Raw genomic sequence first — 25,316 nt, forward strand, 5'->3', positions numbered from 1 at the left:
ACCATGAAGAAGATGGAAGTAAAACAAATGAAAAGCCTGGCCCTTGCCTATATGGGTGATGCTGTATATGAGATGCATGTCCGGCATCACCTATTAAGTCAGGGTGCTGTAATGCCGAATCAGCTGCACCGTTCTGCGGTTCGCTTTGTTGCAGCTACCTCCCAGGCAGCTGTCGTACAAGCCTGGATAGCGGATAACTTCCTAACTGAAGAAGAACAAGGGGTCGTAAGAAGGGGAAGGAACGCTAAATCTGGTTCCATTCCGAAAAATACCGATGTGCAAACGTATCGTTACAGTACAGGATTTGAAGCACTGCTTGGGTACCATTATCTTTCAGGGGCTGTGGCTCGTCTCGAAGAACTTGTAACAGACGCTATCCGACAGGTAGAAGAGAAAGGGGTTGATAGGAATGAGTGAAGAATGGATTATTGGGAAAAATCCTGTATTTGAAGCGTTGAAGTCAGGTCGTACTATCAACAAAGTATTTGTTTCTGATCAGTTGCAGCATCAGGCATTTCAGAAGATCCAAAACCTGGCGAAAGAAAATGGGGCACTGGTTCAAAAGGTTCCAAGGAAAAAGATCGATCAGCTGGTGGAGGGGAACCACCAGGGGGTGGCAGCATCGGTCGCTGCCTATGATTACAGTTCGTTAGATGACTTATTCGCAAAAGCAGAGACCTTGGGTGAGGCTCCTTTTTTCATCGTGCTGGATGAAATCTCAGACCCTCATAATCTTGGTTCTGTTCTGCGAACGGCAGATGCGGTCGGGGCGCATGGAGTAATTATTCCTAAGCGTCGTTCGGTCGGGTTGACCGCTACAGTAGCCAAAACATCAGCAGGTGCCATTGAATATATTCCGGTCGCCCGGGTGACGAACCTCTCTCGTACGATAGATGAGTTGAAGGAGCGGCATGTGTGGGTGGCAGGAACCGACGCGGAAGGTACAGAAGATTATCGCCAACTGGATGGTGAGATGCCGATTGCACTGGTGATCGGGAGTGAAGGGAAGGGAATCAGCCGGATTATCAAGGAAAAATGTGATTGGACGATCTCACTTCCGATGAAGGGTAAGGTAACATCTTTAAATGCTTCCGTCGCTGCGTCCCTCTTAATGTATGAAGTCTATCGTAAACGAAATCCACTAGGACGATAACGATGATTGTACTATTAGTAGATGGTTATAACATGATCGGCGCCTGGCCTGAGTTGAAGAATTTAAAAGATAAAGACCTCAGCCAGGCGCGTGACCTGTTGATCGACATGATGGCTGAGTATCAGTCATATACCGGTGAGCGCGTCATCATCGTGTTTGATGCCTATCATGTGAGGGGACTGGCAAACAAAGAAAAAAACCATCGCGTGGAAGTCATATTCACCAAGGAAAATGAAACAGCGGATGAGCGGATTGAGAAATTAGCGGGAGAATTGAATGATGTACGGACCCAGGTGTATGTAGCTACCTCGGATTACGCGGAGCAGCGGACAATCTTTGGTCAAGGTGCTTTTCGAAAGTCTGCGAGGGAGCTTTACATCGAAGTGAAAAATATTGAAAGAACCATCGAGAAGGATGTAGAAGCTCATAAACAACTAAAATATCAGCCTAAAATACCGATAAAAAAAGAGGTGCTGGACGTTTTCGAGAAATGGCGCCGGGGTGATAAATGAGCCAAGAGCCTTGTTGACGTTTTGGAAGGGCTTACTGTATAATATTTCTATATTCAGGGCACTATGGGTCGGGGGGAATCCTGAGTGAGCATCGTTCAAAAAGAAGTGGACATCCATGATTACGAAAAGCTGGAAGATGAAGAAATCATCGAACGGATTAATGAGGGTCATAGCCAGGCGCTTGATTATCTGATCAATAAGTACAAAAATTTTGTCCGTGCCAAAGCCCGGACGTATTTTCTAATTGGTGCGGATCGTGAGGATATTGTACAGGAGGGTATGATCGGTCTTTATAAAGCCATTCGGGACTATAAAGAAGACAAGCTCTCATCCTTTAAAGCCTTCGCTGAATTATGTGTCACCCGCCAGATTATTACCGCCATCAAAACTGCCACTCGTCAAAAACATATCCCGCTTAATTCTTATGTATCCTTGGACAAGCCGATTTATGATGAAGAATCCGACCGTACCCTGCTGGACGTGATAGCTGGATCAAAAGCTATTGATCCGCAAGAATTAATTGTTAATAAAGAAAAATTCGGCGACATGGAAGACAAAATTTCAGAATTATTAAGCGACTTGGAGCGGAAAGTACTCACTCTCTACCTGGACGGAAGATCCTATCAGGAAATTTCTGCTGAGTTGGACAGGCATGTAAAGTCGATTGATAATGCCTTGCAGCGAGTGAAGCGGAAACTGGAAAAATACCTGGAAGTAGCTGAAATCATATTATAATCCTGCATTGACATGCCTTGACATGCGTGCTACATTTATGAGAGTGAAAATTCCTCTTATTTGAGGGGTGTATGATGAGAAAAAAAGTAGTCTTAGCCTGTACTGTTTGTATGAGTAGAAATTACAGTTCTTATAAAAACCCGTCGAACCAAGCGGAACGGCTTGAGGTTCGTAAATTTTGTAAAAAATGCGGCAAACACACATTGCATCGAGAAACAAAATAGAGAAAGAAGCCGACAGGCGCAAGGTTGGGGGAGGTTTAGCATGTTTAAGTTCTTGAAGAACGTGTCTCGTGAAATGCAGAAGGTCAGCTGGCCTAAAGGTCAGGAACTTGTGCGCTACACGATTACTGTTTTAACTACAGTGGCATTTGTTTCTGTGTTCTTCGCAGTCGTCGATTTAGGCATTTCTTGGGGTCTTGAATTATTCTTCCCTGAATAATGCTGTCGGATTTATGCTATAATGGTGAATAAGATTGACGTTTAAAAACCCGTTCCGCGGGTTTTTTCAATGCTCAAATTTTGAAAGATAAGGGAGGGAAGGGCAAGGAGCTTGTCCTGTATACATGGAAAAAAGATGGTATGTGGTTCACACCTATTCCGGTTACGAAAATAAAGTAAAAACGAATTTAGAAAAGCGTGTCGAGTCGATGGGAATGGAAGATAAAATCTTCCGTGTACTAGTGCCCGAAGACGAAGAAACAGAAATAAAAAATGGGAAACGTAAAGTAGCGAAGAAAAAAGTATTCCCTGGATATGTACTGGCTGAAATGGTGATGACCGATGATTCCTGGTATGTCGTCCGCAATACACCTGGTGTAACCGGGTTTGTCGGATCGACAGGCTCCGGTTCAAAGCCGACCCCTCTCCTGCCTGAAGAAGTAGAGACGGTGCTTAAACGTATGGGAATGAAAGAGCCAGTCACCGACATCGATTTTGAATTGAAAGAAAGTGTCTCAGTGACCGATGGTCCTTTCGCCAATTTCACGGGTACTATCGAGCATATCGACCTGGACAAACAAAAGGTGAAAGTCCACGTAAATATGTTTGGAAGAGAGACTCCGGTAGAACTGGACTTCTCTCAAATAGAAAAATTATAACTCTCCTCTTGCAAACAGGTCGTAAAGATGCTAAAATTTTTATGTTCTTTATGTGCCTCGGACAAAGAGGAAGTCAACATATTGTAATCTGAGTGGGAGGGCATCGCCCCATTACCACATCACGGACTTAAGGAGGTGTGTCTCGTGGCTAAAAAAGTAATCAAAGTAGTAAAGCTTCAAATCCCTGCAGGTAAAGCTAACCCAGCACCGCCAGTAGGACCAGCGCTAGGTCAAGCGGGTATCAACATCATGGGTTTCTGTAAGGAGTTCAACGCTCGCACACAAGAACAAGCGGGAATGATCATTCCAGTTGAAATCACGGTATTTGAAGACCGTTCATTTACATTTATTACGAAGACTCCGCCAGCTGCAGTGCTTCTTAAAAAAGCAGCCGGTATTGATACTGCATCAGGCGAACCGAACCGTAACAAGGTTGCAACGCTTAAGCGTGACCAGGTAAAAGAGATTGCGGAAACAAAAATGCCTGACTTGAATGCTGCTGACGTTGAAGCTGCTATGCGTATGGTTGAAGGTACTGCGCGTAGTATGGGTATCGTTATCGAAGACTAATCCCACAGCGTCGCTCTTATTGGAGTTAAAGGTTGCGAGAATGGAGGTTGCTTTCATTCCGCAACCTTTATTCGTGGGAGGTATAACCGTTAAAACCACAACGAGGAGGAAATAATAATGGCTAAACAAAGCAAAAGGTATCAAGAAGCTCAAAAGCTTGTTGATCGTGAAAAAGCATATGAAGTAAAAGAAGCAGTCGAATTAGTGAAAGAAACTGCTAAAGCTAAGTTTGATGAGACAGTAGAAGCTGCTTTCCGTTTGGGTGTAGACCCTAAGAAAGCTGACCAGCAAATCCGTGGGGCAATGGTTTTGCCGCATGGTACAGGTAAAACACAACGTGTTCTTGTATTCGCTAAAGGAGAGAAAGCAAAAGAAGCAGAAGCTGCTGGCGCTGACTACGTAGGCGATCAGGACATGATCAACAAAATCAACCAAGGCTGGTTCGAATTTGACGTAGTTGTCGCTACTCCGGACATGATGGCTGAAGTAGGTAAGCTGGGTCGTGTACTTGGACCTAAAGGTCTAATGCCTAACCCTAAGACTGGAACTGTCACTTTCGAAGTGGAAAAAGCTGTCCAGGAAATCAAGGCTGGTAAAGTGGAGTACCGTGTAGACAAGTCTGCTAATATCCATGTACCAATCGGTAAGGTTTCTTTCGATACAGATAAGCTGGTTGAAAACTTTGAAGCAATCACAGAAACTCTTGTAAAAGCAAAGCCGCAGGCTGCTAAAGGAACTTACATGAAGAATTCCGCTATTGCTTCTACAATGGGTCCTGGAATTAAAGTAGATATCTCCAGCTATATCCGCAAATAATTCGCTGTTGACTTTTAATTGCATTAAGCATATAATGAATAATGTTGTTTAAATAAATACGTTATACCGTAGACAGCAGGTGCGTTTTCGCGCTTAATTTCCTGCCGAGGTGTGTGAATAAACGAAACGGTTGTCCGTTTATAATCGTTTCTCACCATAAAGCCTCCATGTCTACATGGGGGCTTTTTTCATCTTGAACACTTGCCGTTTTGAAAATGAAACAGGCACCTGACGGTATGATGAAAAGTCAATAGGAGGTGGAATGATGAGCAAAATTATCGAGCACAAAAAGCAGATTGTATCTGAAATTGCAGACAAGCTTCGCAATAGTAAGTCTACTATCCTTGTAGATTACCGCGGACTTGATGTTGCTGAAGTGACTGAGCTTCGTAAGCAGCTGCGTGAAGCTGGCGTTGATTTCAAAGTGTACAAAAACACAATGACTCGCCGTGCGACAGAAGAAGCTGAGCTTACTGAGCTTAACGACACATTGGTTGGGCCGACTGCGATTGCTTTCAGTGAGGAAGATGTCGTAGCACCTGCCAAAATCCTTAACAACTTCGCTAAGGATCATGATGCCCTGGAAATCAAAGGAGGCGTCATCGAAGGTAATGTAGCCAGCCTTGAACAAATCAAGGAACTTGCAGATCTTCCAAACTACGAAGGTCTTGTATCTATGCTACTCAGCGTGCTTCAAGCACCTGTCCGCAACTTCGCTTACGTTACAAAAGCAGTTGCAGAGCAAAAAGAAGAACAAGGCGCGTAATAGCGTTTTATGCTTACGGTTAAATTATAAAACTAACATTTTTAAGGAGGAACTTAATCATGAGTCATGAACAAATTATTGAAGCGATTAAAGAAATGTCTGTTCTTGAGCTTAACGATCTAGTTAAAGCTATTGAAGAAGAATTCGGAGTAACTGCTGCAGCACCAGTTGCAGTCGGTGGCGGCGGTGCAGCCGAAGCTGCTGAAGAGCAAACAGAATTCGACGTAGTACTTGAGAGCGCTGGAAGCTCCAAAATCAAAGTCGTTAAAGCTGTTCGCGAAATCACTGGTCTTGGACTGAAAGATGCTAAGGACCTAGTTGATAACGCTCCTGGCGCTATCAAAGAAGGCATTTCTAAAGAAGACGCTGAAGAGATCAAAGGTAAGCTGGAAGAAGCAGGCGCTTCTGTAGAAGTTAAGTAATTTCATGCTTGAGAGGTAAAGCTCGCTGTTTATCGGCGAGCTTTCTTTTTCTTATACTTTAAGTAACACCCAAAGACAAAGGGTTTCTTCATTAGAACTTGTCGATAATCCGAGTTTTGTTTGAAAGTGATGATCGAACCCAATGAAAAGCAGGTGCATGATATTGACCGAGCACTATTACTCCAATAAAACGGAAACTCAAAGCGAAGAACGGACATGGCAGTTCACCCTTAAAGGGGAAACTTTTCGCTTCACAACGGATAATGCAGTTTTCTCGAAGAAGGAAGTAGACTTTGGTTCCCGTGTGTTGATTGAAGCTTTTCAGCCACCGGAAATAGAGGGCGATTTATTGGATTTAGGTTGTGGCTATGGACCGATTGGTTTGTCTATTGCTAAAGCAAACCCGGACAGGGTAGTTTATATGGTTGATATAAACGAACGTGCGGTAGAGTTGTCAAGAAAAAATGCCGAACAAAATGGCATCCCAAATGTTGAAGTCAGGGTGAGTGATCGCTTAAGCCAGATAGAGGACATCCGGTTTGCTGCCGTGTTGACCAACCCTCCCATTCGTGCGGGGAAGAAAGTAGTCCATTCCATGTTTGAAGAAGCTCACCAATCCCTGGTTGATAAAGGCGAACTTTGGGTGGTCATTCAAAAGAAGCAAGGGGCCCCGTCTGCCCGCAAAAAACTCGAAGAATTGTTCGGTGAGGTAGAGGTAGTAGATAAACAGAAAAGATATTATATCTTTCGGGCTAAAAAGGTTTGACTGCCATATGCGTTTATGCTATTATTGGAAAATGCCTATATATGCACTCCTGTGTCAAGGTTTTTTTCGTGTTTTATGTATAAATTTAGTGAACGCGGTTCACAATGGTAAAATCGAAGAAAATAACAGGGTGGCATACGGTTTGTTTCTATAATAGAAGAACGTTTCTTTTTTGTCTAACGTTAGAGAGAAATGAAGTTTCTTTTTTTAGATCCCATCCGCATTTGCGGATGACACTATATATCAGCTTGTGGTCGACATTAGCTTCCATAAGCTTGTTCGGCATGTTTGCCGGACCCTTTTTACGTAAGATTGAAAGTGGGGAGTGGAATACTCGCTATCAGCTTGAGATGCTTCCGCTTTTATTATTAAAATGCTTGATTTGAGGGGTGAAGCAGTTGACAGGTCAACTAGTTCAGTATGGACGACACCGCCAACGCAGAAGTTATGCGCGCATCAGTGAAGTACTAGATTTACCTAACTTGATTGAAATTCAGACAGCTTCCTATGAGTGGTTCTTAGAGGAAGGTCTGAAAGAAATGTTCCAGGATATTTCTCCAATTGAGGATTTCACCGGTAATCTATCGCTTGAGTTTGTAGATTATAGTTTAGGTGAACCTAAATATCCCGTGGACGAATCGAAAGATCGAGACGTTACCTATAATGCTCCTTTACGTGTGAAGGTCCGTTTGTTGAATAACGAAACAGGTGAAGTGAAAGAGCAGGAAGTATTTATGGGTGACTTCCCGTTGATGACAGATACAGGTACTTTTGTCATCAATGGTGCAGAGCGTGTCATCGTATCACAGCTTGTCCGCTCACCAAGCGTGTATTTCAATAATAAAATTGATAAAAACGGTAAGAAAGGCTATACAGCCACCGTCATTCCAAACCGTGGTGCATGGTTAGAGTTTGAAACGGACGCAAAGGATGTCGTCCACGTTCGTATCGATCGTACTCGAAAGCTGCCAATTACGGTTCTTTTGCGTGCGCTGGGCTTTGGTACCGATCAAGAAATCATTGACCTTATCGGGGACAATGAATATTTGAAAAACACATTAGAAAAAGACAACACCGAGAACAGTGAAAAAGCGCTTCTTGAAATCTATGAACGTCTACGTCCGGGAGAACCACCGACTGTGGAAAATGCCAAGAGTTTACTGGTTTCCCGCTTCTTCGATCCGAAGCGTTATGACTTGGCTCGTGTTGGCCGTTATAAAATGAACAAAAAACTTCATATTAAAAACCGTTTGTTCAATCAAACGTTAGCTGAAACGCTAGTAGATGAAGAGACTGGGGAAGTTTTAGCTGATAAAGGTGATAAAATTGACCGTCGTCTGTTGAACAAACTGCTTCCATATTTGGAAGGACAGGATGAAAACACTGGAGAGGAACTCCTTGAGCCGCATGATGGGGTGCTGGAAGATCCAATCAAAATCCAGTCCATCAAGATTGTTGATCCTACTGATCCAGAAGGGGAAAGAACAATCAACGTAATCGGCAACTCTAATATTGAAAAAACAGTCAAAAACATCACGCCTGCTGATATCCTTGCATCGATCAGCTATTTCTTCAACTTGCTTCACCAAGTTGGTGACACCGATGATATTGACCATTTAGGTAACCGTCGTTTGCGTTCTGTCGGTGAATTACTGCAAAACCAATTCCGTATCGGATTGTCCCGTATGGAACGTGTGGTGCGTGAGCGTATGTCTATCCAGGACACCTCTTCCATTACACCACAGCAATTGATCAACATCCGTCCAGTAATTGCATCAATTAAAGAGTTCTTCGGAAGCTCTCAGTTGTCGCAATTCATGGATCAGACGAACCCGCTTGCAGAATTGACGCACAAGCGCCGTCTGTCTGCCTTGGGACCTGGTGGTTTGACTCGTGAACGTGCCGGATTTGAAGTTCGAGACGTACACTATTCCCACTATGGGCGTATGTGTCCGATTGAAACGCCGGAAGGACCGAATATCGGCCTGATCAACTCGCTTTCCTCTTACGCAAAAGTGAATGAGTTCGGTTTCATCGAAACTCCATACCGTCGTGTGGATCCGGATACCAACAAAGTTACGGATCAAATCGACTACTTGACTGCCGACGAAGAAGATAACTACGTGGTAGCTCAGGCGAACGCGAAACTTGAAGAGGACGGTTCATTTACAGATCCAGAAGTCATCGCCCGTTTCCGTGGTGAAAACACGGTTGTCAGTCGTGAACGACTTGATTACATGGATGTATCACCAAAGCAGGTAGTATCTGCTGCGACGGCATGTATCCCATTCTTAGAGAATGATGACTCCAACCGTTCCCTGATGGGTGCGAACATGCAACGTCAGGCGGTGCCATTGTTAAATCCGGATTCGCCAATTGTTGGAACTGGCATGGAATATGTCAACGGTAAGGACTCCGGTGCGGCTGTCATTAATCGTCATGAAGGGATTGTCGAGCGCGTGGAAGCGAAAGAAATTCACGTACGTCGCATCTCTAAAGTTGATGGTAAAGAAGTAGAAGGCGATCTGGATCGTTATCGTCTGCAAAAATTCATTCGTTCCAACCAGGGAACTTGCTATAACCAGCGTCCGATTGTTTCCAAAGGAGACCGTGTTGCCAAAGGTGAAATCCTTGCTGACGGTCCGTCGATGGATAAAGGTGAGCTGGCTCTTGGTCAAAACCCTCTAGTAGCATTCATGACATGGGATGGCTACAACTATGAGGATGCCGTCATCATGAGTGAACGTCTGGTGAAGGATGATGTATACACCTCTGTTCATATTGAAGAGTATGAATCAGAAGCCCGTGATACAAAGCTTGGACCAGAGGAAATCACACGCGATATCCCTAACGTCGGGGAAGAAGCGTTAAAAGACTTAGATTCCCGCGGTATCATCCGTGTTGGTGCTGAAGTCAGCGATGGTGACCTGCTGGTAGGTAAAGTTACACCTAAGGGTGTGACAGAGCTATCTGCTGAAGAACGACTATTGCATGCAATCTTCGGTGAAAAAGCTCGAGAAGTACGGGATACTTCCTTGCGGGTGCCGCATGGAGCAGGTGGAATTGTGCTTGACGTGAAGATCTTCAACCGCGAAGATGGCGATGAGCTTCCTCCTGGTGTCAACCAGTTGGTACGTGTCTATATTGTTCAGAAGCGTAAGATTTCTGAAGGGGACAAGATGGCTGGTCGACATGGTAACAAAGGTGTTATCTCTAAAATCTTGCCGGAAGAGGATATGCCGTTCCTTCCAGATGGTACACCGGTAGATGTCATGTTGAACCCGCTTGGTGTACCGTCCCGTATGAACATCGGGCAGGTACTGGAATTACACTTAGGTATGGCAGCACGTCAGCTGGGCATCAAAGTAGCGACGCCGGTATTTGACGGTGCACGAGAAGAAGATGTCTGGGAAACATTAGAAGAGGCGGGAATGCCGCGTGATGCGAAGACCATCCTTTATGATGGCCGTACCGGTGAACCGTTTGACAACCGTATCTCTGTCGGCGTGATGTATATGATCAAGCTGGCACACATGGTTGATGATAAACTCCATGCACGTTCAACCGGCCCATACTCCCTCGTTACACAACAACCGTTGGGTGGTAAAGCGCAGTTCGGTGGACAACGTTTCGGTGAAATGGAGGTATGGGCACTGGAAGCATATGGTGCAGCATATACCCTTCAGGAAATCCTGACTGTCAAATCCGATGACGTTGTTGGCCGTGTGAAAACGTATGAAGCAATCGTCAAAGGGGAAAACGTACCTGAACCTGGTGTACCAGAATCATTCAAGGTCTTGATCAAAGAGCTGCAAAGCTTGGGTATGGATGTGAAGATTTTGGCAGGAGACGAATCAGAAATTGAAATGAGAGATATCGAAGAAGAAGAAACGAAAGCTTCTGAGAACCTGAATCTCGACCCGGAAGAATAAAAACTCTTAGCAATAGTCCTGATGTTCTAAGCTTAGGGAAACCTGGATACTAAAAGGGAGGTAGGCCCCTTGCTAGATGTAAATAATTTTGAGTATATGAAAATAGGTTTGGCATCACCGGATAAGATTCGTTCTTGGTCATTTGGTGAGGTCAAGAAACCTGAAACAATCAACTACCGTACGTTGAAGCCAGAAAAAGATGGATTGTTCTGCGAGCGCATTTTCGGACCTACAAAGGACTGGGAATGTCATTGCGGAAAGTATAAACGTGTGCGCTACAAAGGTGTCGTTTGTGACCGTTGTGGTGTGGAAGTTACGAAAGCAAAAGTCCGCCGTGAGCGTATGGGGCACCTTGAACTTGCTGCCCCTGTCTCTCACATCTGGTATTTCAAAGGTATTCCAAGCCGTATGGGGCTTGTACTGGATATGTCACCGCGTGCATTAGAGGAAGTCATTTACTTTGCTGCATACATTGTGACAGACCCAGGTGAAACAGCTTTAGAGAAAAAACAGCTGTTATCTGAAAAAGAATACCGCGCTTATCGCGAAAAATATGGGAAAAACTTCGGTGCTCAAATGGGCGCAGAAGCAATCCGTAAGCTTCTTTCCGACATCAACCTTGATAAAGAAGTAGATATGCTGAAAGAAGAATTAAAAACAGCACAAGGACAACGACGCACACGTGCGATTAAGCGATTGGAAGTGCTGGAGGCATTCCGCCACTCAGGAAATGATCCTTCCTGGATGATTCTTGATGTGCTGCCGGTAATCCCGCCGGAACTTCGCCCGATGGTTCAATTGGATGGCGGCCGTTTCGCCACTTCTGATTTAAACGACCTTTACCGTCGTGTCATCAACCGTAACAATCGTTTGAAACGGTTGTTGGATCTTGGTGCACCAAGCATTATCGTGCAAAACGAAAAACGAATGCTTCAGGAAGCAGTCGATGCCTTGATTGACAACGGTCGTCGCGGCCGTCCTGTAACCGGTCCTGGTAACCGTCCTTTGAAATCTCTTTCTCATATGTTGAAAGGGAAGCAAGGTCGTTTCCGTCAGAACCTTCTCGGTAAACGTGTCGACTATTCCGGTCGTTCCGTTATCGTAGTAGGGCCAAACCTGAAGATGTTCCAATGTGGTCTTCCAAAAGAAATGGCACTTGAATTATTTAAGCCATTTGTCATGAAGGAATTGGTCGAACGTGGCTTAGCTCATAATATCAAATCTGCCAAACGTAAAATCGAACGTATCCATCCAGAAGTATGGGATGTGCTGGAAGATGTCATTAAGGAGCATCCGGTCCTGTTGAACCGTGCCCCTACATTACACCGACTTGGTATCCAGGCGTTCGAGCCGGTATTGGTTGAGGGACGAGCGATTCGTCTGCATCCGTTAGTATGTACAGCCTATAACGCTGACTTTGACGGTGACCAGATGGCTGTTCACGTACCATTATCTGCTGAAGCCCAGGCAGAAGCCCGCATCCTTATGCTGGCAGCACAAAACATCCTTAACCCTAAGGATGGAAAACCGGTTGTTACTCCTTCACAGGATATGGTTTTGGGTAACTACTACCTGACAATGGAACGCCCGGGGGCTGTTGGTGAAGGAATGGTATTCAAAGATCTGAATGAAGCATTGATCGCTTATCAGAATGGCTACGTTCACCTGCATACTAGGGTCGCTGTGTATGCTGGCTCATTAAATAATGAAACACTTACAGAAAAGCAAAACCAGCAACTGCTATTGACTACTGTAGGTAAGTTGATTTTCAACGAAATGCTGCCGGCTTCATTCCCTTATATGAATGAACCGACACAAGAGAACCTGGAAATTAAGACTCCAGAGCATTACTTTGTAGAAAAAGGAACTAACATCAAGGAAGAAATCGCCGGACGTGACGAGATACTTCCATTCAAGAAAGGTATTCTTGGTGATATCATCGCACAAGTATTTAAACAGTTCTCCATCAGTGAGACGTCTAAAATGCTTGACCGCATGAAAGACCTTGGTTTCTCTTACTCTACAAAAGCTGGTATGACAGTCGGTGTTTCCGATGTTGTCGTATTACCAGAAAAGCAGGAGATATTGGATGAAGCTCAAGGTAAAGTAGATAAAGTATTGAAACAGTTCCGTCGTGGTTTGATCACAGAAGAAGAACGCTACGATCGCGTCATTGAAGTTTGGTCGAAAGCCAAGGATGATATTCAGGACCGCTTGATGAAATCCTTGAACCCGCGTAACCCGATCTTCATGATGAGTGACTCTGGTGCGCGTGGTAACGCCTCAAACTTCACACAGCTCGCGGGTATGCGTGGTCTTATGGCCAACCCGGCTGGACGTATCATCGAGTTGCCGATCAAATCCAGTTTCCGTGAAGGTTTGACTGTACTAGAGTACTTTATTTCCACTCACGGTGCTCGTAAAGGTCTTGCCGATACAGCGTTGAAGACGGCCGACTCTGGTTACTTGACGCGTCGTCTTGTAGACGTTGCTCAGGATGTCATCATCCGTGAAGATGATTGTGGAACAGATAGAGGCTTGACCGTCAGCTCGTTGACCGAAGGTACAGAGTTGATCGAACCGTTGATCGACCGTTTGATTGGACGTACAGCTTATCAGACCGTACGTCATCCGGAAACGAATGAAGTGTTGGCTTCCCGCAATGAAGTCATCTCTGAAGATGCTGCGAAAGCTATTGTGGAAGCTGGCATTGAAGAAGTGGTTATCCGCACAGCATTCACTTGTAATACGAAACATGGTGTTTGTAAAAAATGTTACGGTCGTAACCTTGCTACCGGGGACGAAGTGGAAGTTGGAGAAGCAGTGGGAATCATTGCTGCCCAGTCCATCGGTGAACCAGGTACACAGCTTACGATGCGTACATTCCATACGGGCGGGGTTGCTGGAGACGACATCACACAAGGTCTCCCGCGTATCCAGGAATTGTTTGAAGCCCGTAACCCTAAAGGTCGTGCCGTCGTTTCTGAAATCTACGGTACAGTCCAAGAGGTTAATGAAGTCAAAGAGAAACAGGAGATTGTCGTACAAGGCGATGTAGAAACACGCACGTATACAGCTCCTTATGGCGCTCGCATGAAAGTTGCTGTTGGAGATCAGGTTGGCGCTGGTCAGGAACTTACAGAAGGTTCCGTTGATCCAAAAGAACTCTTGACTATCAGTGGCTTGGATGGCGTCCAGGAATATCTGTTGAAAGAAGTTCAGAAGGTTTACCGGATGCAAGGGGTTGAAATCGGAGATAAGCACGTCGAAGTAATGGTCCGTCAAATGCTTCGCAAAATCCGTGTACTCGACTCTGGGGATACGGAAGTATTACCTGGTTCCTTGCTGGAAATCCATCAATTCCGCGATGCAAACAAGAAGGCATTGCTGGAAGGCGGACAACCGGCAGTCGGACGCCCTGTGCTTCTTGGTATTACGAAGGCATCGCTTGAAACAGATTCCTTCTTATCTGCCGCTTCCTTCCAGGAAACAACTCGTGTCCTTACAGATGCGGCAATCAAAGGTAAACGCGATGAGCTTCTCGGCTTGAAAGAGAATGTTATCATCGGTAAACTCGTACCAGCGGGTACCGGTATGACGCGTTACCGCAAGATCCAGGCTGATAAAGAGGGGAAAAATCCCGATCAGGCTGAATTGGATCAACTGACTCAATAAATTCAAAGTTAGCAAATAACTTGGGTAAATAATGGGGAAGCGCCTTGAGAAAAAACCACCACGAATATTGTTGACATGCAAAACCGTGAGTGATAATATAATCAAGGTGCTTCCATTTATCCTTGTTACTTTGGAGGATATGCTTAAATGTCTTATGAAAAAGTAGCACAGGCTAATTCTAATATCGTTATTGGAACGAAACAGACACTGAAAGCCATGAAAAATGGCGAAGTGGAAGAAGTCTTCGTAGCTGATGATGCTGATCAGCACGTTACAGACAAAGTAATGCGCCTGGCAAAAGAATTAAACATTCCGTGCCAGCGGGTTGACTCGATGAAAAAACTCGGAGAAGCCTGTGACATTGAAGTCGGTGCAGCGACCGTGGCGATAAAGCAATAAAGTTTTGGCGGTGTTATCCGCGAAAGCTTTGTTTTTTGCCTTATTATGAACCACCTGGATGTGTGGTATTGAAAAAGTGAGGAAGGGAGGACAAAAAACATGCCTACTATTAACCAATTAGTACGTAAAGGACGTGTGAGCAAAGGACGTAAGTCTGACTCTCCTGCGTTGAACAAAGGTTACAACAGCTTCAAGAAGTCATTGACAGATCAGTCTTCTCCGCAAAAACGTGGAGTATGTACTCGTGTTGGTACAATGACACCGAAAAAGCCAAACTCTGCATTGCGTAAATATGCGCGTGTACGTTTGACTAACGGAATTGAAGTTACTGCATATATCCCTGGTATCGGCCACAACTTGCAAGAGCACAGTGTTGTTCTTATCCGTGGCGGACGTGTAAAAGACTTGCCAGGTGTGCGTTATCACATCGTTCGTGGTGCGCTTGACACTGCAGGTGTTGAAGGCCGTATGCAAGGCCGTTCCAAGTATGGAACAAAACGCCCTAAGAAATAATAGCCTGAGTGGCTTAATTATAAAAATACAACATGGAAGGAGGGGGACATATGCCACGTAAAGGACCAGTAGCTAAGCGTGATGTACTACCAGATCCGCTTTACAACTCTAAACTTGTTACTCGTTTGATCAACCAGATCATGGTTGACGGACAACGCGGTAAGGCCCAAAAGATTCTTTATAAAGCTTTCGATCTTATCCAGGAACGCAGCGGTAACGATCCAATGGAAGTTTTTGAACAAGCAATGAAAAACGTAATGCCAGTACTTGAGGTGCGTGCTCGCCGTGTAGGTGGGTCAAACTACCAGGTACCAGTTGAGGTGCGCCCAGAGCGTCGCCAGGCACTAGGATTGCGTTTCATCGTGAACTATTCTCGCTTGCGCGGTGAAAAGACGATGGAAGAACGCCTTGCTAACGAAGTATTAGATGCAGCTAACAACACAGGTGCTTCTGTCAAGAAACGCGAAGATATGCACAAGATGGCTGAAGCGAATAAAGCATTCGCTCACTATCGCTGGTAAAATCCTACCAATCACAAAACTTATATTCAGGAAGGAGAAAGATTCATGCCTAGAGAATTCTCCTTGGAGAAAACACGTAATATCGGTGTCATGGCTCACATCGACGCCGGTAAAACAACTGCTACTGAACGTATCCTTTTCTATACAGGACGTATCCATAAAATTGGGGAAACTCACGAAGGTGCTTCTCAAATGGACTGGATGGAGCAGGAGCAAGAGCGCGGTATTACAATCACATCCGCAGCAACAACTGCTCAATGGAAAGGTCATCGTATCAACATCATCGATACACCAGGCCACGTGGACTTCACTGTAGAAGTTGAACGTTCCCTGCGTGTACTAGATGGTTCTGTAGCTGTTCTTGACGCTCAATCAGGCGTTGAGCCACAAACGGAAACAGTTTGGCGCCAGGCTACAACATACGGTGTTCCTCGTATCGTCTTTGTAAATAAGATGGATAAAATCGGTGCAGACTTCATTTACTCCCTGGGCACACTTAGTGATCGCCTTGGAGCAAATGCAGCAGCAGTACAACTTCCAATCGGAGCAGAAGATGAATTCGAAGGAATCATCGACTTAGTAACGATGGAAGCATATTATTACATGGATGACTTGGGTACACGTGCGGAAGCGCGTGAAATCCCGGACAGCCATAAAGAACAAGCGGAAGAATACCGCAGCAAGTTGATTGAAGCTGTAGCAGATTTTGATGAAGACTTAATGATGAAATTCCTCGAAGGGGAAGAAATCACTAATGATGAGTTGAGATCAGCTATCCGCCAAGCAACATTAAGCGTGGAATTCTATCCAGTCTTCTGTGGTTCTGCCTTCAAAAACAAAGGTGTACAGTTATTGATTGATGGGGTTATTGATTATCTTCCATCTCCACTGGATGTACCTCCAATCGAAGGTCATGTTCCACAAACAGAAGAAGAGGTTGTCCGTAAAGCGGACGACAAAGAACCTTTCTCTGCTTTGGCGTTTAAGGTTGCAACAGACCCATATGTAGGTAAACTGACGTTTTTCCGCGTTTATTCCGGAACCTTGAAATCTGGTTCATACGTAAAGAACTCCACGAAAGATAAGCGTGAGCGTGTAGGTCGTATCCTGCAGATGCACGCGAATTCCCGTGAAGAGATCTCTGAAGTATATGCAGGAGATATCGCAGGTGCTGTAGGTCTGAAGGATACAGGTACTGGTGACACATTGTGTGACGAGAAGAGCCTGGTAATTCTTGAGTCTATGGAATTCCCTGAGCCGGTTATTTCCGTAGCAATTGAACCGAAATCCAAGGCTGACCAGGATAAAATGGCTGTTGCCCTTGGTAAGCTGGCAGAAGAAGATCCGACCTTTGTAACTGAGACAGATACCGAAACTGGTCAAACGATCATTAAAGGTATGGGTGAGCTTCACCTCGACATTATTGTCGACCGTCTCCGTCGCGAATTCAAAGTAGATGCCAACATCGGTGCTCCTCAGGTTGCCTACCGCGAAACATTCCGCGGAAGCGCTGAAGTCGAAGGTAAATTCGTACGTCAGTCTGGTGGTCGCGGACAATACGGTCACGTTTGGGTCAAATTCGAGCCAAACGAAGAAGGCGCAGGCTTTGAATTTGAAAACAAAATCGTCGGTGGTGTCGTTCCGCGTGAATACATTCCTTCCGTAGAACAAGGTATTAAAGAATCCTTGGAAAACGGTGTACTAGCCGGATATCCGATGGTAGACATCAAAGCAACACTTTATGATGGTTCTTACCATGATGTTGACTCCAACGAAATGGCATTTAAAGTTGCCGCTTCCATGGCACTTAAAGAAGCCAAGAATAAATGTAAACCAGTACTTCTTGAGCCATTGATGAAAGTGGAAGTTGTAATCCCTGAAGAATACATGGGAGATATCATGGGTGATGTCACTTCCCGTCGTGGACGTGTAGAAGGTATGGAAGCCCGTGGTTCTGCACAAGTGGTTAAAGCATTTGTACCACTTTCTGAAATGTTCGGTTACGCAACAGCGTTGCGTTCCAACACCCAAGGCCGTGGAACTTACTCCATGCACTTTGACCATTATGAAGAAGTACCAAAGAGCATTGCTGATGAAATCATCAAGAAAAATGCCGGTCAGTAATTGATTTTATTGACTAGATAAAGTATAAATTATATTGTAGGCTTAGAGGCAATTTTGCATTGCTTCTGAGCTTCCTATAAAAAAAGTTAAACTATAACAATATGTTATTTATTTAAAGGAGGAACTATAAATGGGTAAAGAAAAGTTTGATCGTTCCAAGTCCCACGTCAACATTGGTACAATTGGCCACGTTGACCATGGTAAAACAACACTAACTGCTGCAATCACTACAGTACTTCACAAGAAATCTGGTTCTGGTACTGCAATGGCATACGACATGATCGACGGTGCTCCAGAAGAGCGTGAGCGTGGAATCACAATCGCAACTGCACACGTTGAGTATGAAACTGACAATCGTCACTATGCACACGTTGACTGCCCAGGCCACGCTGACTATGTTAAAAACATGATCACTGGTGCTGCGCAAATGGACGGTGCTATCCTGGTTGTATCTGCAGCTGATGGCCCAATGCCACAAACTCGTGAGCACATCCTTCTTTCTCGTCAAGTAGGTGTACCTGCGATCGTAGTATTCCTAAACAAAACTGACATGGTAGACGACGAAGAGCTACTTGAACTAGTTGAAATGGAAGTTCGTGACCTATTGACTGAATACGAATTCCCTGGTGATGATGTACCAGTAATCAAAGGTTCTGCTCTTAAAGCCCTAGAAGGCGACGATGAGTACGAAGCTAAAATCTTTGAACTAATGGATGCGGTTGATGAGTACATCCCAACTCCAGAGCGTGACACTGACAAGCCATTCATGATGCCAGTTGAGGACGTATTCTCAATCACTGGCCGTGGTACAGTTGCAACTGGCCGTGTAGAGCGTGGTCAAGTTAAAGTCGGTGACGAAATCGAAATCATCGGTCTTGCTGAAGAGCCTACTAAAACTACTGTAACTGGTGTTGAAATGTTCCGTAAGCTTCTTGACTATGCAGAAGCTGGTGACAACATCGGTGCACTTCTTCGTGGTGTATCCCGTGAAGATATCAACCGTGGACAAGTACTTGCTAAGCCAGGTTCTATCACTCCACACACGAAGTTCCGTGCAGAAGTTTATGTACTATCTAAAGAAGAAGGTGGACGTCACACTCCATTCTTCACTAACTACCGTCCACAGTTCTACTTCCGTACAACTGACGTAACTGGTGTTTGCCAGCTGCCAGAAGGAGTAGAAATGGTAATGCCTGGTGACAACGTTGAAATGACAGTTGAACTTATTTCTCCAATCGCTATCGAAGATGGAACTAAGTTCTCTATCCGTGAAGGTGGCCGTACAGTAGGCGCCGGCGTTGTTGCTGAAATCACTGAGTAATAACAACATTAATTATAAAAAGACAGCGATCTAGCATCGCTGTCTTTTTTGCATTTTATCAGGGGTTCTTTACCATAATAGCGTCAGGGTTGGCTGGGAAACTACTCGCTTTCCTGCGGGGGAACCGACAAGCCTCCTCAGTCGTTTCACTCCTTGTGGGGTCTCGCCTGGCTCCTTCTCCCGCGGGAGTCTCGCAGTTTCCCAACCACCCCATCTGAAGAATGGGAGATACGAACCCATCCCATATTATAGATGTCTTCTACTTCTAATCGATAATTGAACAAAGACGCGGTTTTAAGCTCATATTTCATGCGTAGCTCCCTCCTTGTTTAAAAATATACCGATGTTTCCGTTTCTCTCATAAACGCAAGGAGGGCCGGGAAATTGCGAGACTCCTATGGGATGAACATGATCGGTGAGATCCCGCAGGGCTTTAGCCCGAGGAAGCTCACCTCATGCACATGGAAAGCGAGTGATTTCCCGGACCTCCCTACCGTTACTACCTTAACGGAAAGAGTTTTCGCGAACATCACTTCTCGAAATCAAGTCTTCGACTTTTCCGGCCTTATAATTGAATAAGCATAGCGTGCCGATGACGGACCAGCCACGAATAATTGCTTTATATTTATATAGAAGAAACTCGTCAAATTTTATTTTCCAACTATTACTTTTAGTTAGTTGGAATCTTACTGGCGCTAGGGGTTGAAATGATAACCAGAAGTTTGTATAATGTTTTGAGTGTTGCTTCATAGATTCGTTGAATTTATGCTTGCATTCACCAACGTTCTTCTATATAATGAATAATGTTGGTCATAAAAGGCGATGAAGCGAAAGGTTGTTGGCACACCCGGCCCCTTTGCCATGGCGGGTGAGTCGAGGAATTTTCGTGGAGAAAGTCTATTTAACAAAATGGGCGTAAAGGAGGGAAAATAATGGCAAAAGAGAAGATTCGTATTCGTTTAAAGGCGTATGATCATCGTATTCTAGATCAATCCGCTGAAAAAATCGTGGACACTGCGAAGCGTTCAGGTGCTAATGTATCTGGTCCAATACCGCTTCCGACAGAAAAAAGCATTTACACAGTTTTGCGTGCGGTGCACAAATACAAAGATGCTCGTGAGCAATTCGAAATGCGTACTCACAAACGTCTAATCGACATTGTAAATCCAACACCACAAACTGTAGATTCACTTATGCGTTTAGATCTACCATCTGGTGTGGATATCGAAATCAAACTATAATAGTATTTTTTAATTAATAGGAGGTGTAACGGATGGCGAAAGGAATCTTAGGACGCAAAGTCGGCATGACTCAAGTTTTCTCTGAAAATGGCGAGTTGATCCCAGTAACAGTGATTCAAGCCGAACCAAACGTTGTTCTTCAAAAGAAAACAAACGAAAACGACGGTTATGAATCCCTGCAATTGGGCTTTGCTGATGAAAAGAAGAATCGCGTGAACAAAGCTGGGCAAGGACATGCTGATAAAGCAAACACCACCCCTAAGCGCTACGTTCGTGAAATCCGTAATGTAAATCTTGACGATTATGAAGTAGGTCAAGAGGTTAAGGTAGATATTTTCGAAGCTGGAGACATCATTGATGTTACTGGAACATCCAAGGGTAAAGGTTTCCAAGGTGCTATTAAGCGTCATAACCAATCCCGCGGACCAATGACTCACGGTTCTCGCTATCACCGACGTCCAGGTGCTATGGGTGTAATTGACCCAATGCGTGTATTTAAAGGTAAAAACCTTCCTGGTCAAATGGGTAACGAGCAAGTGACATTGCAAAACCTTGAAGTAGTACAAGTGGATGTAGAACGTAACTTGCTGCTTATCAAAGGCAATGTTCCTGGCCCGAAAAAATCTTACGTTAAAATTACAAGTGCAATCAAGGCTAACAAATAATTAAAGGAAGGGAGGATTAGTCATGCCTAAAGTAGCACTATTAAACCAAAGTGGCTCTCAGGTAGGCGATGTGGAATTGAACGATGCCGTATTCGGTATTGAACCAAATACACATGTACTACATGAAGCAGTTGTTATGCAGCGCGCATCTTTGCGTCAAGGCACACACAAAGTAAAGAATCGTTCAGAAGTGAGTGGCGGTGGTCGTAAACCATGGCGTCAAAAGGGTACAGGTCGTGCACGTCAAGGATCTATCCGTTCCCCACAATGGGTTGGCGGTGGAACTGTGTTCGGTCCTACACCACGCAGCTATAGCTACAAACTTCCAAAGAAAGTACGCCGTCTGGCTCTTCGTTCTGCGCTTTCTACTAAAGCGAACGAGGGAAACGTCGTTGTTTTAGAAGCTCTTTCTTTTGACGCTCCAAAAACAAAAGAAGCAGTAAACGTCCTTAAAGCTCTGGATGTCAACACGAAAGCGTTGATCGTAACAGCGGACGAAGATGAAAATGTAACTCGCTCAACAAACAACATTCCTAATGCGAAGACTATCACAGTCGATCAATTGAATGTACTTGATTTGTTGGCGCATGACAAGCTGATCCTGACGAAGGAAGCAGCTGAAAAAGCAGGGGAGGTGCTTGCATAATGAAAGACGCTCGTGATATCATTAAGCGCCCTGTCATTACGGAACACTCTGCTGACCTTATGGGAGAAAAGAAATATACGTTTGAAGTTGATACAAAAGCGAACAAAACACAAATCAAGCATGCTGTTGAGGAAATCTTCGGTGTGAAAGTTGAACGTGTTAACACGCTTAACCTGAAAGGTAAATTCAAGCGTATGGGTCGTTATGGTGGATACCGTTCTGACCGTAAGAAAGCAGTTGTCACTTTGACTGAAGATAGTAAAGAACTAGAATTCTTTGAAGGTGTATAAATAAAAATTCAAATGTGAAGGAGGGAAAAACGATGGCGATTAAAAAATACAGACCTACTACAAATGGTCGTAGAGGTATGACCGGTTCCGATTTCGCTGAAATCACAACCGATAAGCCAGAAAAATCCTTGCTGTCTCCGTTGCACAAACGTGGTGGCCGTAACAACCAAGGTAAATTAACAGTTCGTCATCAAGGCGGCGGTCATAAGCGTCAATACCGTATTATCGACTTTAAGCGTGATAAAGATGGAATACCAGGACGCGTTGCTACAATCGAATACGATCCTAACCGTTCCGCTAACATTGCTTTAATCCATTACGTAGATGGTGAAAAGCGTTATATCCTAGCCCCTAAAGGGTTGGAAGTAGGGAATGAAATCATGTCAGGTGAAGGTGCTGACATCAAAGCTGGTAACTCTCTTCAATTGAAAGATATCCCAGTTGGTACGATCATCCACAACATTGAACTTAAGCCTGGTCGCGGTGGTCAAATGGCACGCTCTGCTGGTGCACAAGCACAAGTACTTGGACGCGAAGATAAGTACACACTTGTACGTTTGACTTCCGGAGAAGTACGCCTGGTATTGAGCACTTGCCGTGCGACTATCGGTCAAGTAGGTAACCTTCAGCATGAACTGATCAACATTGGTAAAGCTGGACGTTCCCGTCACCTAGGTAAGCGCCCTACAGTTCGTGGTTCTGTTATGAACCCAAGTGATCACCCACACGGTGGTGGTGAAGGACGTGCGCCAATCGGTCGTAAGTCACCAATGTCTCCATGGGGTAAACCTACGCTTGGTCTTAAGACTCGTAAGCGTAACAAGCCTACAGATAAGTATATTGTACGTAAACGTAAAAAATAAACGGGGTTGATCGACGGGGGATGAAACCCGTCTCTCAATCACGAAGGGAGGTTTATGTATGGGTCGCAGCCTAAAAAAGGGACCTTTCGTAGATGACCATTTGATGAAGAAAGTTGAGAAATTGAATGAAGACGACAAGAAACAAGTGGTGAAAACCTGGTCTCGTCGTTCTACTATTTTCCCTAATTTTGTCGGACACACAATCGCAGTTTATGACGGACGTAAACATGTACCAGTCTATGTTACTGAAGATATGGTAGGTCATAAGCTTGGCGAATTCGCGCCATCCCGTACGTTCAAGGGTCACTCTGGCGACGATAAGAAAACAAAACGCTAATTGAGAGGAGGCACTCTACATGCAAGCTAAAGCCGTTGCAAAAACCGTTCGTATTGCTCCTCGTAAAGTTCGTATTGTTATCGATTTGATTCGAGGAAAAAACGTAGGCGAAGCGATCGGTATTTTAAATAATACTCGACGTGGCGCTTCTCCGGTTGTAGAAAAAGTATTGAAATCTGCTATTGCAAACGCAGAGCATAACTATGAACTAGATCCAGAAAGCTTATATATTTCTGAAGCATATGTAAACGAAGGTGTGACAATGAAACGTTTCCGTCCACGCGCAATGGGACGTGCGAGCCAGATCAACAAACGTACCAGTCACATTACAGTTGTCGTATCAGAAAAGAAGGAGGGATAATCAGTGGGTCAAAAAGTTAATCCGGTAGGTCTTCGTGTCGGCGTTATCCGCGACTGGGAATCCAAGTGGTACGCAGGTAAAGATTACGCAGACTTGCTACATGAAGACATTAAGATTCGTGAATATATTGAACAACGTCTTAAGGATGCTGCTGTTTCAACCATCGAAATTGAACGTGCAGCTAACCGCGTGAACATTACTATCCACACAGCTAAGCCTGGTATGGTTATCGGTAAGGGCGGTTCTGAAGTTGAAGCACTTCGTAAGTCATTGAACAGCCTTACTGGCAAACGTGTTCACATCAACATCGTTGAAGTTAAAAAAGCAGACTTGAACGCAACATTGGTTGCTGAAAATATTGCACGCCAATTGGAAAACCGTATTTCTTTCCGTCGTGCTCAAAAACAAACAATCCAACGTGCTATGCGCGCAGGTGCCAAAGGTATCCGTACACAAGTATCCGGACGTCTTGGCGGCGCAGACATCGCTCGTGCAGAACATTATAGTGAAGGAACAGTACCACTACACACACTTCGTGCAGACATCGACTACGGAACTGCAGAAGCTGACACCACATACGGTAAACTTGGTGTTAAAGTGTGGATCTATCGTGGAGAAGTCCTTCCAACTAAAAACAACAACTAAGGAAGGGGGAAAAGCATTATGTTAATGCCTAAACGTGTCAAGTATCGTCGTCAACACCGTACTAGTCTGAAAGGCCGCGCGAAAGGCGGAACTTCAGTAGCATTTGGTGAATATGGTTTGCAAGCTGTAGAGCCTGCATGGATTACTAGCCGTCAAATCGAGGCAGCGCGTATCGCGATGACTCGTTACATGAAGCGTGGCGGTAAGGTTTGGATTAAAATCTTCCCTGACAAGCCTTATACTGCTAAACCCCTAGAGGTCCGCATGGGTTCCGGTAAAGGTGCTCCAGAAGGATGGGTTGCAGTAGTAAAACCTGGGAAAATCATGTTTGAAATCGCAGGTGTATCTGAAGAAGTAGCACGCGAAGCGTTGCGCCTTGCTTCACACAAACTGCCGATTAAAACTAAATTCGTAAAACGTGAAGAAATTGGTGGTGAAATCAATGAAGGCTAATGAAATCAGAGAATTAACCACTGCCGAAATTGAACAAAAAGTTAAATCTTTAAAAGAAGAACTTTTCAACCTACGTTTCCAGCTGGCAACAGGTCAACTTGAGAACACAGCACGTATCCGTCAGGTTCGCAAGTCCATTGCAAAAATGAAGACCGTTGTTCGTGAAAGAGAGCTAGGCGTAAATAACTAATAGTTGAGAGGAGGTTACCCTCACATGAGTGAACGTAACAATCGTAAGGTTTACACTGGTCGTGTAGTATCTGACAAGATGGATAAAACCATTACGGTAATGGTTGAGACGTATAAATTCCACAAGCTATATGGCAAGCGTGTTAAATACTCTAAGAAGTTCAAGACCCATGACGAAAACAACCAAGCTAAAAACGGCGACATCGTACGTATCATGGAAACTCGTCCGCTATCAGCAACAAAGCGTTTCCGTTTGGTTGAAATCGTTGAAGAGTCAGTTATTATCTAATTAAAGTTCGCTC

At 44.6% G+C, this 25,316-nt stretch carries 31 protein-coding genes and 1 other annotated feature; of the genes, 30 read left to right on the forward strand and 1 reads right to left on the reverse strand.

Annotation, left to right across the window (positions count from 1 at the left end):
• Nucleotides 1–3 precede the first annotated feature (3 nt).
• The 19 genes from B9Y67_RS00345 to tuf all read left to right on the forward strand — a co-directional run bounded on the left by B9Y67_RS00345 (nt 4) and on the right by tuf (nt 19,324).
• The gene (locus tag B9Y67_RS00345) at nt 4–417 is read left to right on the forward strand and encodes a Mini-ribonuclease 3 (protein ID WP_085504859.1); all 414 of its coding nucleotides are present in this window, start codon (nt 4–6) and stop codon (nt 415–417) included.
• Nucleotides 410–1,153 (forward strand): 23S rRNA (guanosine(2251)-2'-O)-methyltransferase RlmB, encoded by a 744-nt coding sequence (gene rlmB / locus B9Y67_RS00350; RefSeq protein ID WP_085504860.1) that lies wholly within the window; start codon nt 410–412, stop codon nt 1,151–1,153. Before B9Y67_RS00345 ends, rlmB begins: the two co-directional genes overlap by 8 nt.
• Before the next feature lie 2 nt (nt 1,154–1,155).
• A complete protein-coding gene (locus tag B9Y67_RS00355) occupies nt 1,156–1,665 on the forward strand; it encodes an NYN domain-containing protein (protein WP_085504861.1) in 510 nt (169 codons plus the stop codon).
• Between the two features lie 84 nt (nt 1,666–1,749).
• The gene (gene sigH, locus B9Y67_RS00360) at nt 1,750–2,400 is read left to right on the forward strand and encodes an RNA polymerase sporulation sigma factor SigH (protein ID WP_085504862.1); all 651 of its coding nucleotides are present in this window, start codon (nt 1,750–1,752) and stop codon (nt 2,398–2,400) included.
• Between the two features lie 74 nt (nt 2,401–2,474).
• On the forward strand, nt 2,475–2,624 hold the full coding sequence (rpmG, locus tag B9Y67_RS00365; RefSeq protein ID WP_085504863.1) for a 50S ribosomal protein L33: 150 nt from the start codon (nt 2,475–2,477) through the stop codon (nt 2,622–2,624).
• Between the two features lie 40 nt (nt 2,625–2,664).
• Nucleotides 2,665–2,841, forward strand: coding sequence for a preprotein translocase subunit SecE (secE, locus tag B9Y67_RS00370; protein WP_085504864.1), 177 nt, complete (start codon nt 2,665–2,667; stop codon nt 2,839–2,841).
• A 124-nt stretch (nt 2,842–2,965) separates the two neighbouring features.
• Nucleotides 2,966–3,499, forward strand: a complete 534-nt coding sequence (gene nusG / locus B9Y67_RS00375; RefSeq protein ID WP_062438238.1) for a transcription termination/antitermination protein NusG — start codon at nt 2,966–2,968, stop codon at nt 3,497–3,499.
• Nucleotides 3,500–3,643: 144 nt separating this feature from the next.
• Nucleotides 3,644–4,069: a 50S ribosomal protein L11 gene (rplK, locus tag B9Y67_RS00380; RefSeq protein WP_062438240.1), complete on the forward strand. Its 426-nt coding sequence runs from the start codon at nt 3,644–3,646 to the stop codon at nt 4,067–4,069.
• Between the two features lie 117 nt (nt 4,070–4,186).
• Nucleotides 4,187–4,885, forward strand: coding sequence for a 50S ribosomal protein L1 (gene rplA, locus B9Y67_RS00385; protein ID WP_062438243.1), 699 nt, complete (start codon nt 4,187–4,189; stop codon nt 4,883–4,885).
• A gap of 48 nt (nt 4,886–4,933) precedes the next feature.
• Nucleotides 4,934–5,083 (forward strand) — a sequence feature (ribosomal protein L10 leader region).
• Nucleotides 5,084–5,150: 67 nt separating this feature from the next.
• On the forward strand, nt 5,151–5,651 hold the full coding sequence (gene rplJ / locus B9Y67_RS00390) for a 50S ribosomal protein L10 (RefSeq protein WP_085504865.1): 501 nt from the start codon (nt 5,151–5,153) through the stop codon (nt 5,649–5,651).
• A 59-nt stretch (nt 5,652–5,710) separates the two neighbouring features.
• Nucleotides 5,711–6,073 (forward strand): 50S ribosomal protein L7/L12, encoded by a 363-nt coding sequence (gene rplL, locus B9Y67_RS00395; RefSeq protein ID WP_028781703.1) that lies wholly within the window; start codon nt 5,711–5,713, stop codon nt 6,071–6,073.
• A 163-nt stretch (nt 6,074–6,236) separates the two neighbouring features.
• Nucleotides 6,237–6,839, forward strand: coding sequence for a class I SAM-dependent methyltransferase (locus B9Y67_RS00400; RefSeq protein ID WP_085504866.1), 603 nt, complete (start codon nt 6,237–6,239; stop codon nt 6,837–6,839).
• Nucleotides 6,840–7,228: 389 nt separating this feature from the next.
• On the forward strand, nt 7,229–10,771 hold the full coding sequence (rpoB, locus tag B9Y67_RS00405) for a DNA-directed RNA polymerase subunit beta (protein WP_176223872.1): 3,543 nt from the start codon (nt 7,229–7,231) through the stop codon (nt 10,769–10,771).
• Between the two features lie 69 nt (nt 10,772–10,840).
• On the forward strand, nt 10,841–14,446 hold the full coding sequence (rpoC, locus tag B9Y67_RS00410; protein WP_085504868.1) for a DNA-directed RNA polymerase subunit beta': 3,606 nt from the start codon (nt 10,841–10,843) through the stop codon (nt 14,444–14,446).
• A gap of 147 nt (nt 14,447–14,593) precedes the next feature.
• A complete protein-coding gene (locus tag B9Y67_RS00415) occupies nt 14,594–14,845 on the forward strand; it encodes a 50S ribosomal protein L7ae-like protein (protein ID WP_085504869.1) in 252 nt (83 codons plus the stop codon).
• 99 nt (nt 14,846–14,944) lie between these two features.
• Nucleotides 14,945–15,358, forward strand: coding sequence for a 30S ribosomal protein S12 (rpsL, locus tag B9Y67_RS00420; RefSeq protein WP_062438267.1), 414 nt, complete (start codon nt 14,945–14,947; stop codon nt 15,356–15,358).
• Between the two features lie 50 nt (nt 15,359–15,408).
• Nucleotides 15,409–15,879, forward strand: coding sequence for a 30S ribosomal protein S7 (rpsG, locus tag B9Y67_RS00425; protein WP_062438269.1), 471 nt, complete (start codon nt 15,409–15,411; stop codon nt 15,877–15,879).
• Nucleotides 15,880–15,924: 45 nt separating this feature from the next.
• The gene (fusA, locus tag B9Y67_RS00430) at nt 15,925–18,003 is read left to right on the forward strand and encodes an elongation factor G (RefSeq protein ID WP_085504870.1); all 2,079 of its coding nucleotides are present in this window, start codon (nt 15,925–15,927) and stop codon (nt 18,001–18,003) included.
• Between the two features lie 130 nt (nt 18,004–18,133).
• Nucleotides 18,134–19,324 (forward strand): elongation factor Tu, encoded by a 1,191-nt coding sequence (gene tuf, locus B9Y67_RS00435; protein WP_085504871.1) that lies wholly within the window; start codon nt 18,134–18,136, stop codon nt 19,322–19,324.
• Nucleotides 19,325–19,470: 146 nt separating this feature from the next.
• On the opposite strand, the gene B9Y67_RS20510 is transcribed toward tuf, so the two are convergent.
• On the reverse strand, nt 19,471–19,635 hold the full coding sequence (locus tag B9Y67_RS20510; protein ID WP_176223873.1) for a hypothetical protein: 165 nt from the start codon (nt 19,633–19,635) through the stop codon (nt 19,471–19,473).
• Nucleotides 19,636–20,256: 621 nt separating this feature from the next.
• Between B9Y67_RS20510 and rpsJ the strand changes: the two genes are divergently transcribed.
• Genes rpsJ through rpsQ form a run of 11 tightly spaced genes read left to right on the forward strand, consistent with a single transcriptional unit; the run spans nt 20,257 to nt 25,303 of the window.
• Nucleotides 20,257–20,565 carry a 30S ribosomal protein S10 gene (rpsJ, locus tag B9Y67_RS00445; protein ID WP_085504873.1) on the forward strand — a complete coding sequence of 103 codons (309 nt, stop codon included), beginning with the start codon at nt 20,257–20,259 and terminating at the stop codon, nt 20,563–20,565.
• 32 nt (nt 20,566–20,597) lie between these two features.
• Entirely contained in the window at nt 20,598–21,230 is a 633-nt protein-coding gene (gene rplC / locus B9Y67_RS00450; protein ID WP_085504874.1) for a 50S ribosomal protein L3, read from the forward strand.
• A 22-nt stretch (nt 21,231–21,252) separates the two neighbouring features.
• Entirely contained in the window at nt 21,253–21,876 is a 624-nt protein-coding gene (gene rplD / locus B9Y67_RS00455) for a 50S ribosomal protein L4 (RefSeq protein ID WP_085504875.1), read from the forward strand.
• Nucleotides 21,876–22,166 carry a 50S ribosomal protein L23 gene (gene rplW / locus B9Y67_RS00460; protein WP_062438285.1) on the forward strand — a complete coding sequence of 97 codons (291 nt, stop codon included), beginning with the start codon at nt 21,876–21,878 and terminating at the stop codon, nt 22,164–22,166. Before rplD ends, rplW begins: the two co-directional genes overlap by 1 nt.
• 32 nt (nt 22,167–22,198) lie before the next feature.
• Nucleotides 22,199–23,029, forward strand: a complete 831-nt coding sequence (gene rplB / locus B9Y67_RS00465; RefSeq protein ID WP_062438288.1) for a 50S ribosomal protein L2 — start codon at nt 22,199–22,201, stop codon at nt 23,027–23,029.
• 58 nt (nt 23,030–23,087) lie between these two features.
• Nucleotides 23,088–23,366, forward strand: a complete 279-nt coding sequence (gene rpsS, locus B9Y67_RS00470; RefSeq protein ID WP_028781717.1) for a 30S ribosomal protein S19 — start codon at nt 23,088–23,090, stop codon at nt 23,364–23,366.
• A gap of 19 nt (nt 23,367–23,385) precedes the next feature.
• Complete coding sequence (rplV, locus tag B9Y67_RS00475; RefSeq protein WP_085504876.1) at nt 23,386–23,727, forward strand: 50S ribosomal protein L22; 342 nt, start codon at nt 23,386–23,388, stop codon at nt 23,725–23,727.
• A 3-nt stretch (nt 23,728–23,730) separates the two neighbouring features.
• Nucleotides 23,731–24,372 carry a 30S ribosomal protein S3 gene (gene rpsC / locus B9Y67_RS00480; RefSeq protein ID WP_062438294.1) on the forward strand — a complete coding sequence of 214 codons (642 nt, stop codon included), beginning with the start codon at nt 23,731–23,733 and terminating at the stop codon, nt 24,370–24,372.
• Nucleotides 24,373–24,390: 18 nt separating this feature from the next.
• On the forward strand, nt 24,391–24,825 hold the full coding sequence (gene rplP / locus B9Y67_RS00485) for a 50S ribosomal protein L16 (protein ID WP_028781720.1): 435 nt from the start codon (nt 24,391–24,393) through the stop codon (nt 24,823–24,825).
• Complete coding sequence (rpmC, locus tag B9Y67_RS00490; RefSeq protein ID WP_028781721.1) at nt 24,815–25,015, forward strand: 50S ribosomal protein L29; 201 nt, start codon at nt 24,815–24,817, stop codon at nt 25,013–25,015. The genes rplP and rpmC overlap by 11 nt, the downstream gene beginning before the upstream one ends.
• A 24-nt stretch (nt 25,016–25,039) precedes the next feature.
• Nucleotides 25,040–25,303, forward strand: coding sequence for a 30S ribosomal protein S17 (rpsQ, locus tag B9Y67_RS00495; RefSeq protein ID WP_062438298.1), 264 nt, complete (start codon nt 25,040–25,042; stop codon nt 25,301–25,303).
• Nucleotides 25,304–25,316: the final 13 nt, after the last annotated feature.

The sequence above is a fragment of the Thalassobacillus devorans genome (assembly GCF_900176565.1).
GTDB lineage: Bacteria > Bacillota > Bacilli > Bacillales > Halobacillaceae > Thalassobacillus > Thalassobacillus devorans_A.

What these genes read in the sequence shown, in the direction of transcription:
- rplD (WP_085504875.1), top strand. Translation starts at nt 21,253, where the DNA reads ATGCCTAAAGTAGCACTATTAAACCAAAGTGGCTCTCAGGTAGGCGAT.
- rplC (WP_085504874.1), top strand. Translation starts at nt 20,598, where the DNA reads ATGGCGAAAGGAATCTTAGGACGCAAAGTCGGCATGACTCAAGTTTTC.
- tuf (WP_085504871.1), top strand. Translation starts at nt 18,134, where the DNA reads ATGGGTAAAGAAAAGTTTGATCGTTCCAAGTCCCACGTCAACATTGGT.
- rpsG (WP_062438269.1), top strand. Translation starts at nt 15,409, where the DNA reads ATGCCACGTAAAGGACCAGTAGCTAAGCGTGATGTACTACCAGATCCG.
- rplA (WP_062438243.1), top strand. Translation starts at nt 4,187, where the DNA reads ATGGCTAAACAAAGCAAAAGGTATCAAGAAGCTCAAAAGCTTGTTGAT.
- rpsJ (WP_085504873.1), top strand. Translation starts at nt 20,257, where the DNA reads ATGGCAAAAGAGAAGATTCGTATTCGTTTAAAGGCGTATGATCATCGT.
- B9Y67_RS20510 (WP_176223873.1), bottom strand. Translation starts at nt 19,635, where the DNA reads ATGAAATATGAGCTTAAAACCGCGTCTTTGTTCAATTATCGATTAGAA.
- rpmC (WP_028781721.1), top strand. Translation starts at nt 24,815, where the DNA reads ATGAAGGCTAATGAAATCAGAGAATTAACCACTGCCGAAATTGAACAA.
- rlmB (WP_085504860.1), top strand. Translation starts at nt 410, where the DNA reads ATGAGTGAAGAATGGATTATTGGGAAAAATCCTGTATTTGAAGCGTTG.
- B9Y67_RS00355 (WP_085504861.1), top strand. Translation starts at nt 1,156, where the DNA reads ATGATTGTACTATTAGTAGATGGTTATAACATGATCGGCGCCTGGCCT.
- rpsS (WP_028781717.1), top strand. Translation starts at nt 23,088, where the DNA reads ATGGGTCGCAGCCTAAAAAAGGGACCTTTCGTAGATGACCATTTGATG.
- rplP (WP_028781720.1), top strand. Translation starts at nt 24,391, where the DNA reads ATGTTAATGCCTAAACGTGTCAAGTATCGTCGTCAACACCGTACTAGT.
- rplV (WP_085504876.1), top strand. Translation starts at nt 23,386, where the DNA reads ATGCAAGCTAAAGCCGTTGCAAAAACCGTTCGTATTGCTCCTCGTAAA.
- fusA (WP_085504870.1), top strand. Translation starts at nt 15,925, where the DNA reads ATGCCTAGAGAATTCTCCTTGGAGAAAACACGTAATATCGGTGTCATG.
- rplW (WP_062438285.1), top strand. Translation starts at nt 21,876, where the DNA reads ATGAAAGACGCTCGTGATATCATTAAGCGCCCTGTCATTACGGAACAC.
- rpmG (WP_085504863.1), top strand. Translation starts at nt 2,475, where the DNA reads ATGAGAAAAAAAGTAGTCTTAGCCTGTACTGTTTGTATGAGTAGAAAT.
- rplL (WP_028781703.1), top strand. Translation starts at nt 5,711, where the DNA reads ATGAGTCATGAACAAATTATTGAAGCGATTAAAGAAATGTCTGTTCTT.
- B9Y67_RS00415 (WP_085504869.1), top strand. Translation starts at nt 14,594, where the DNA reads ATGTCTTATGAAAAAGTAGCACAGGCTAATTCTAATATCGTTATTGGA.
- B9Y67_RS00345 (WP_085504859.1), top strand. Translation starts at nt 4, where the DNA reads ATGAAGAAGATGGAAGTAAAACAAATGAAAAGCCTGGCCCTTGCCTAT.
- rpsL (WP_062438267.1), top strand. Translation starts at nt 14,945, where the DNA reads ATGCCTACTATTAACCAATTAGTACGTAAAGGACGTGTGAGCAAAGGA.
- secE (WP_085504864.1), top strand. Translation starts at nt 2,665, where the DNA reads ATGTTTAAGTTCTTGAAGAACGTGTCTCGTGAAATGCAGAAGGTCAGC.
- rpsQ (WP_062438298.1), top strand. Translation starts at nt 25,040, where the DNA reads ATGAGTGAACGTAACAATCGTAAGGTTTACACTGGTCGTGTAGTATCT.
- nusG (WP_062438238.1), top strand. Translation starts at nt 2,966, where the DNA reads ATGGAAAAAAGATGGTATGTGGTTCACACCTATTCCGGTTACGAAAAT.
- rplB (WP_062438288.1), top strand. Translation starts at nt 22,199, where the DNA reads ATGGCGATTAAAAAATACAGACCTACTACAAATGGTCGTAGAGGTATG.
- rplJ (WP_085504865.1), top strand. Translation starts at nt 5,151, where the DNA reads ATGAGCAAAATTATCGAGCACAAAAAGCAGATTGTATCTGAAATTGCA.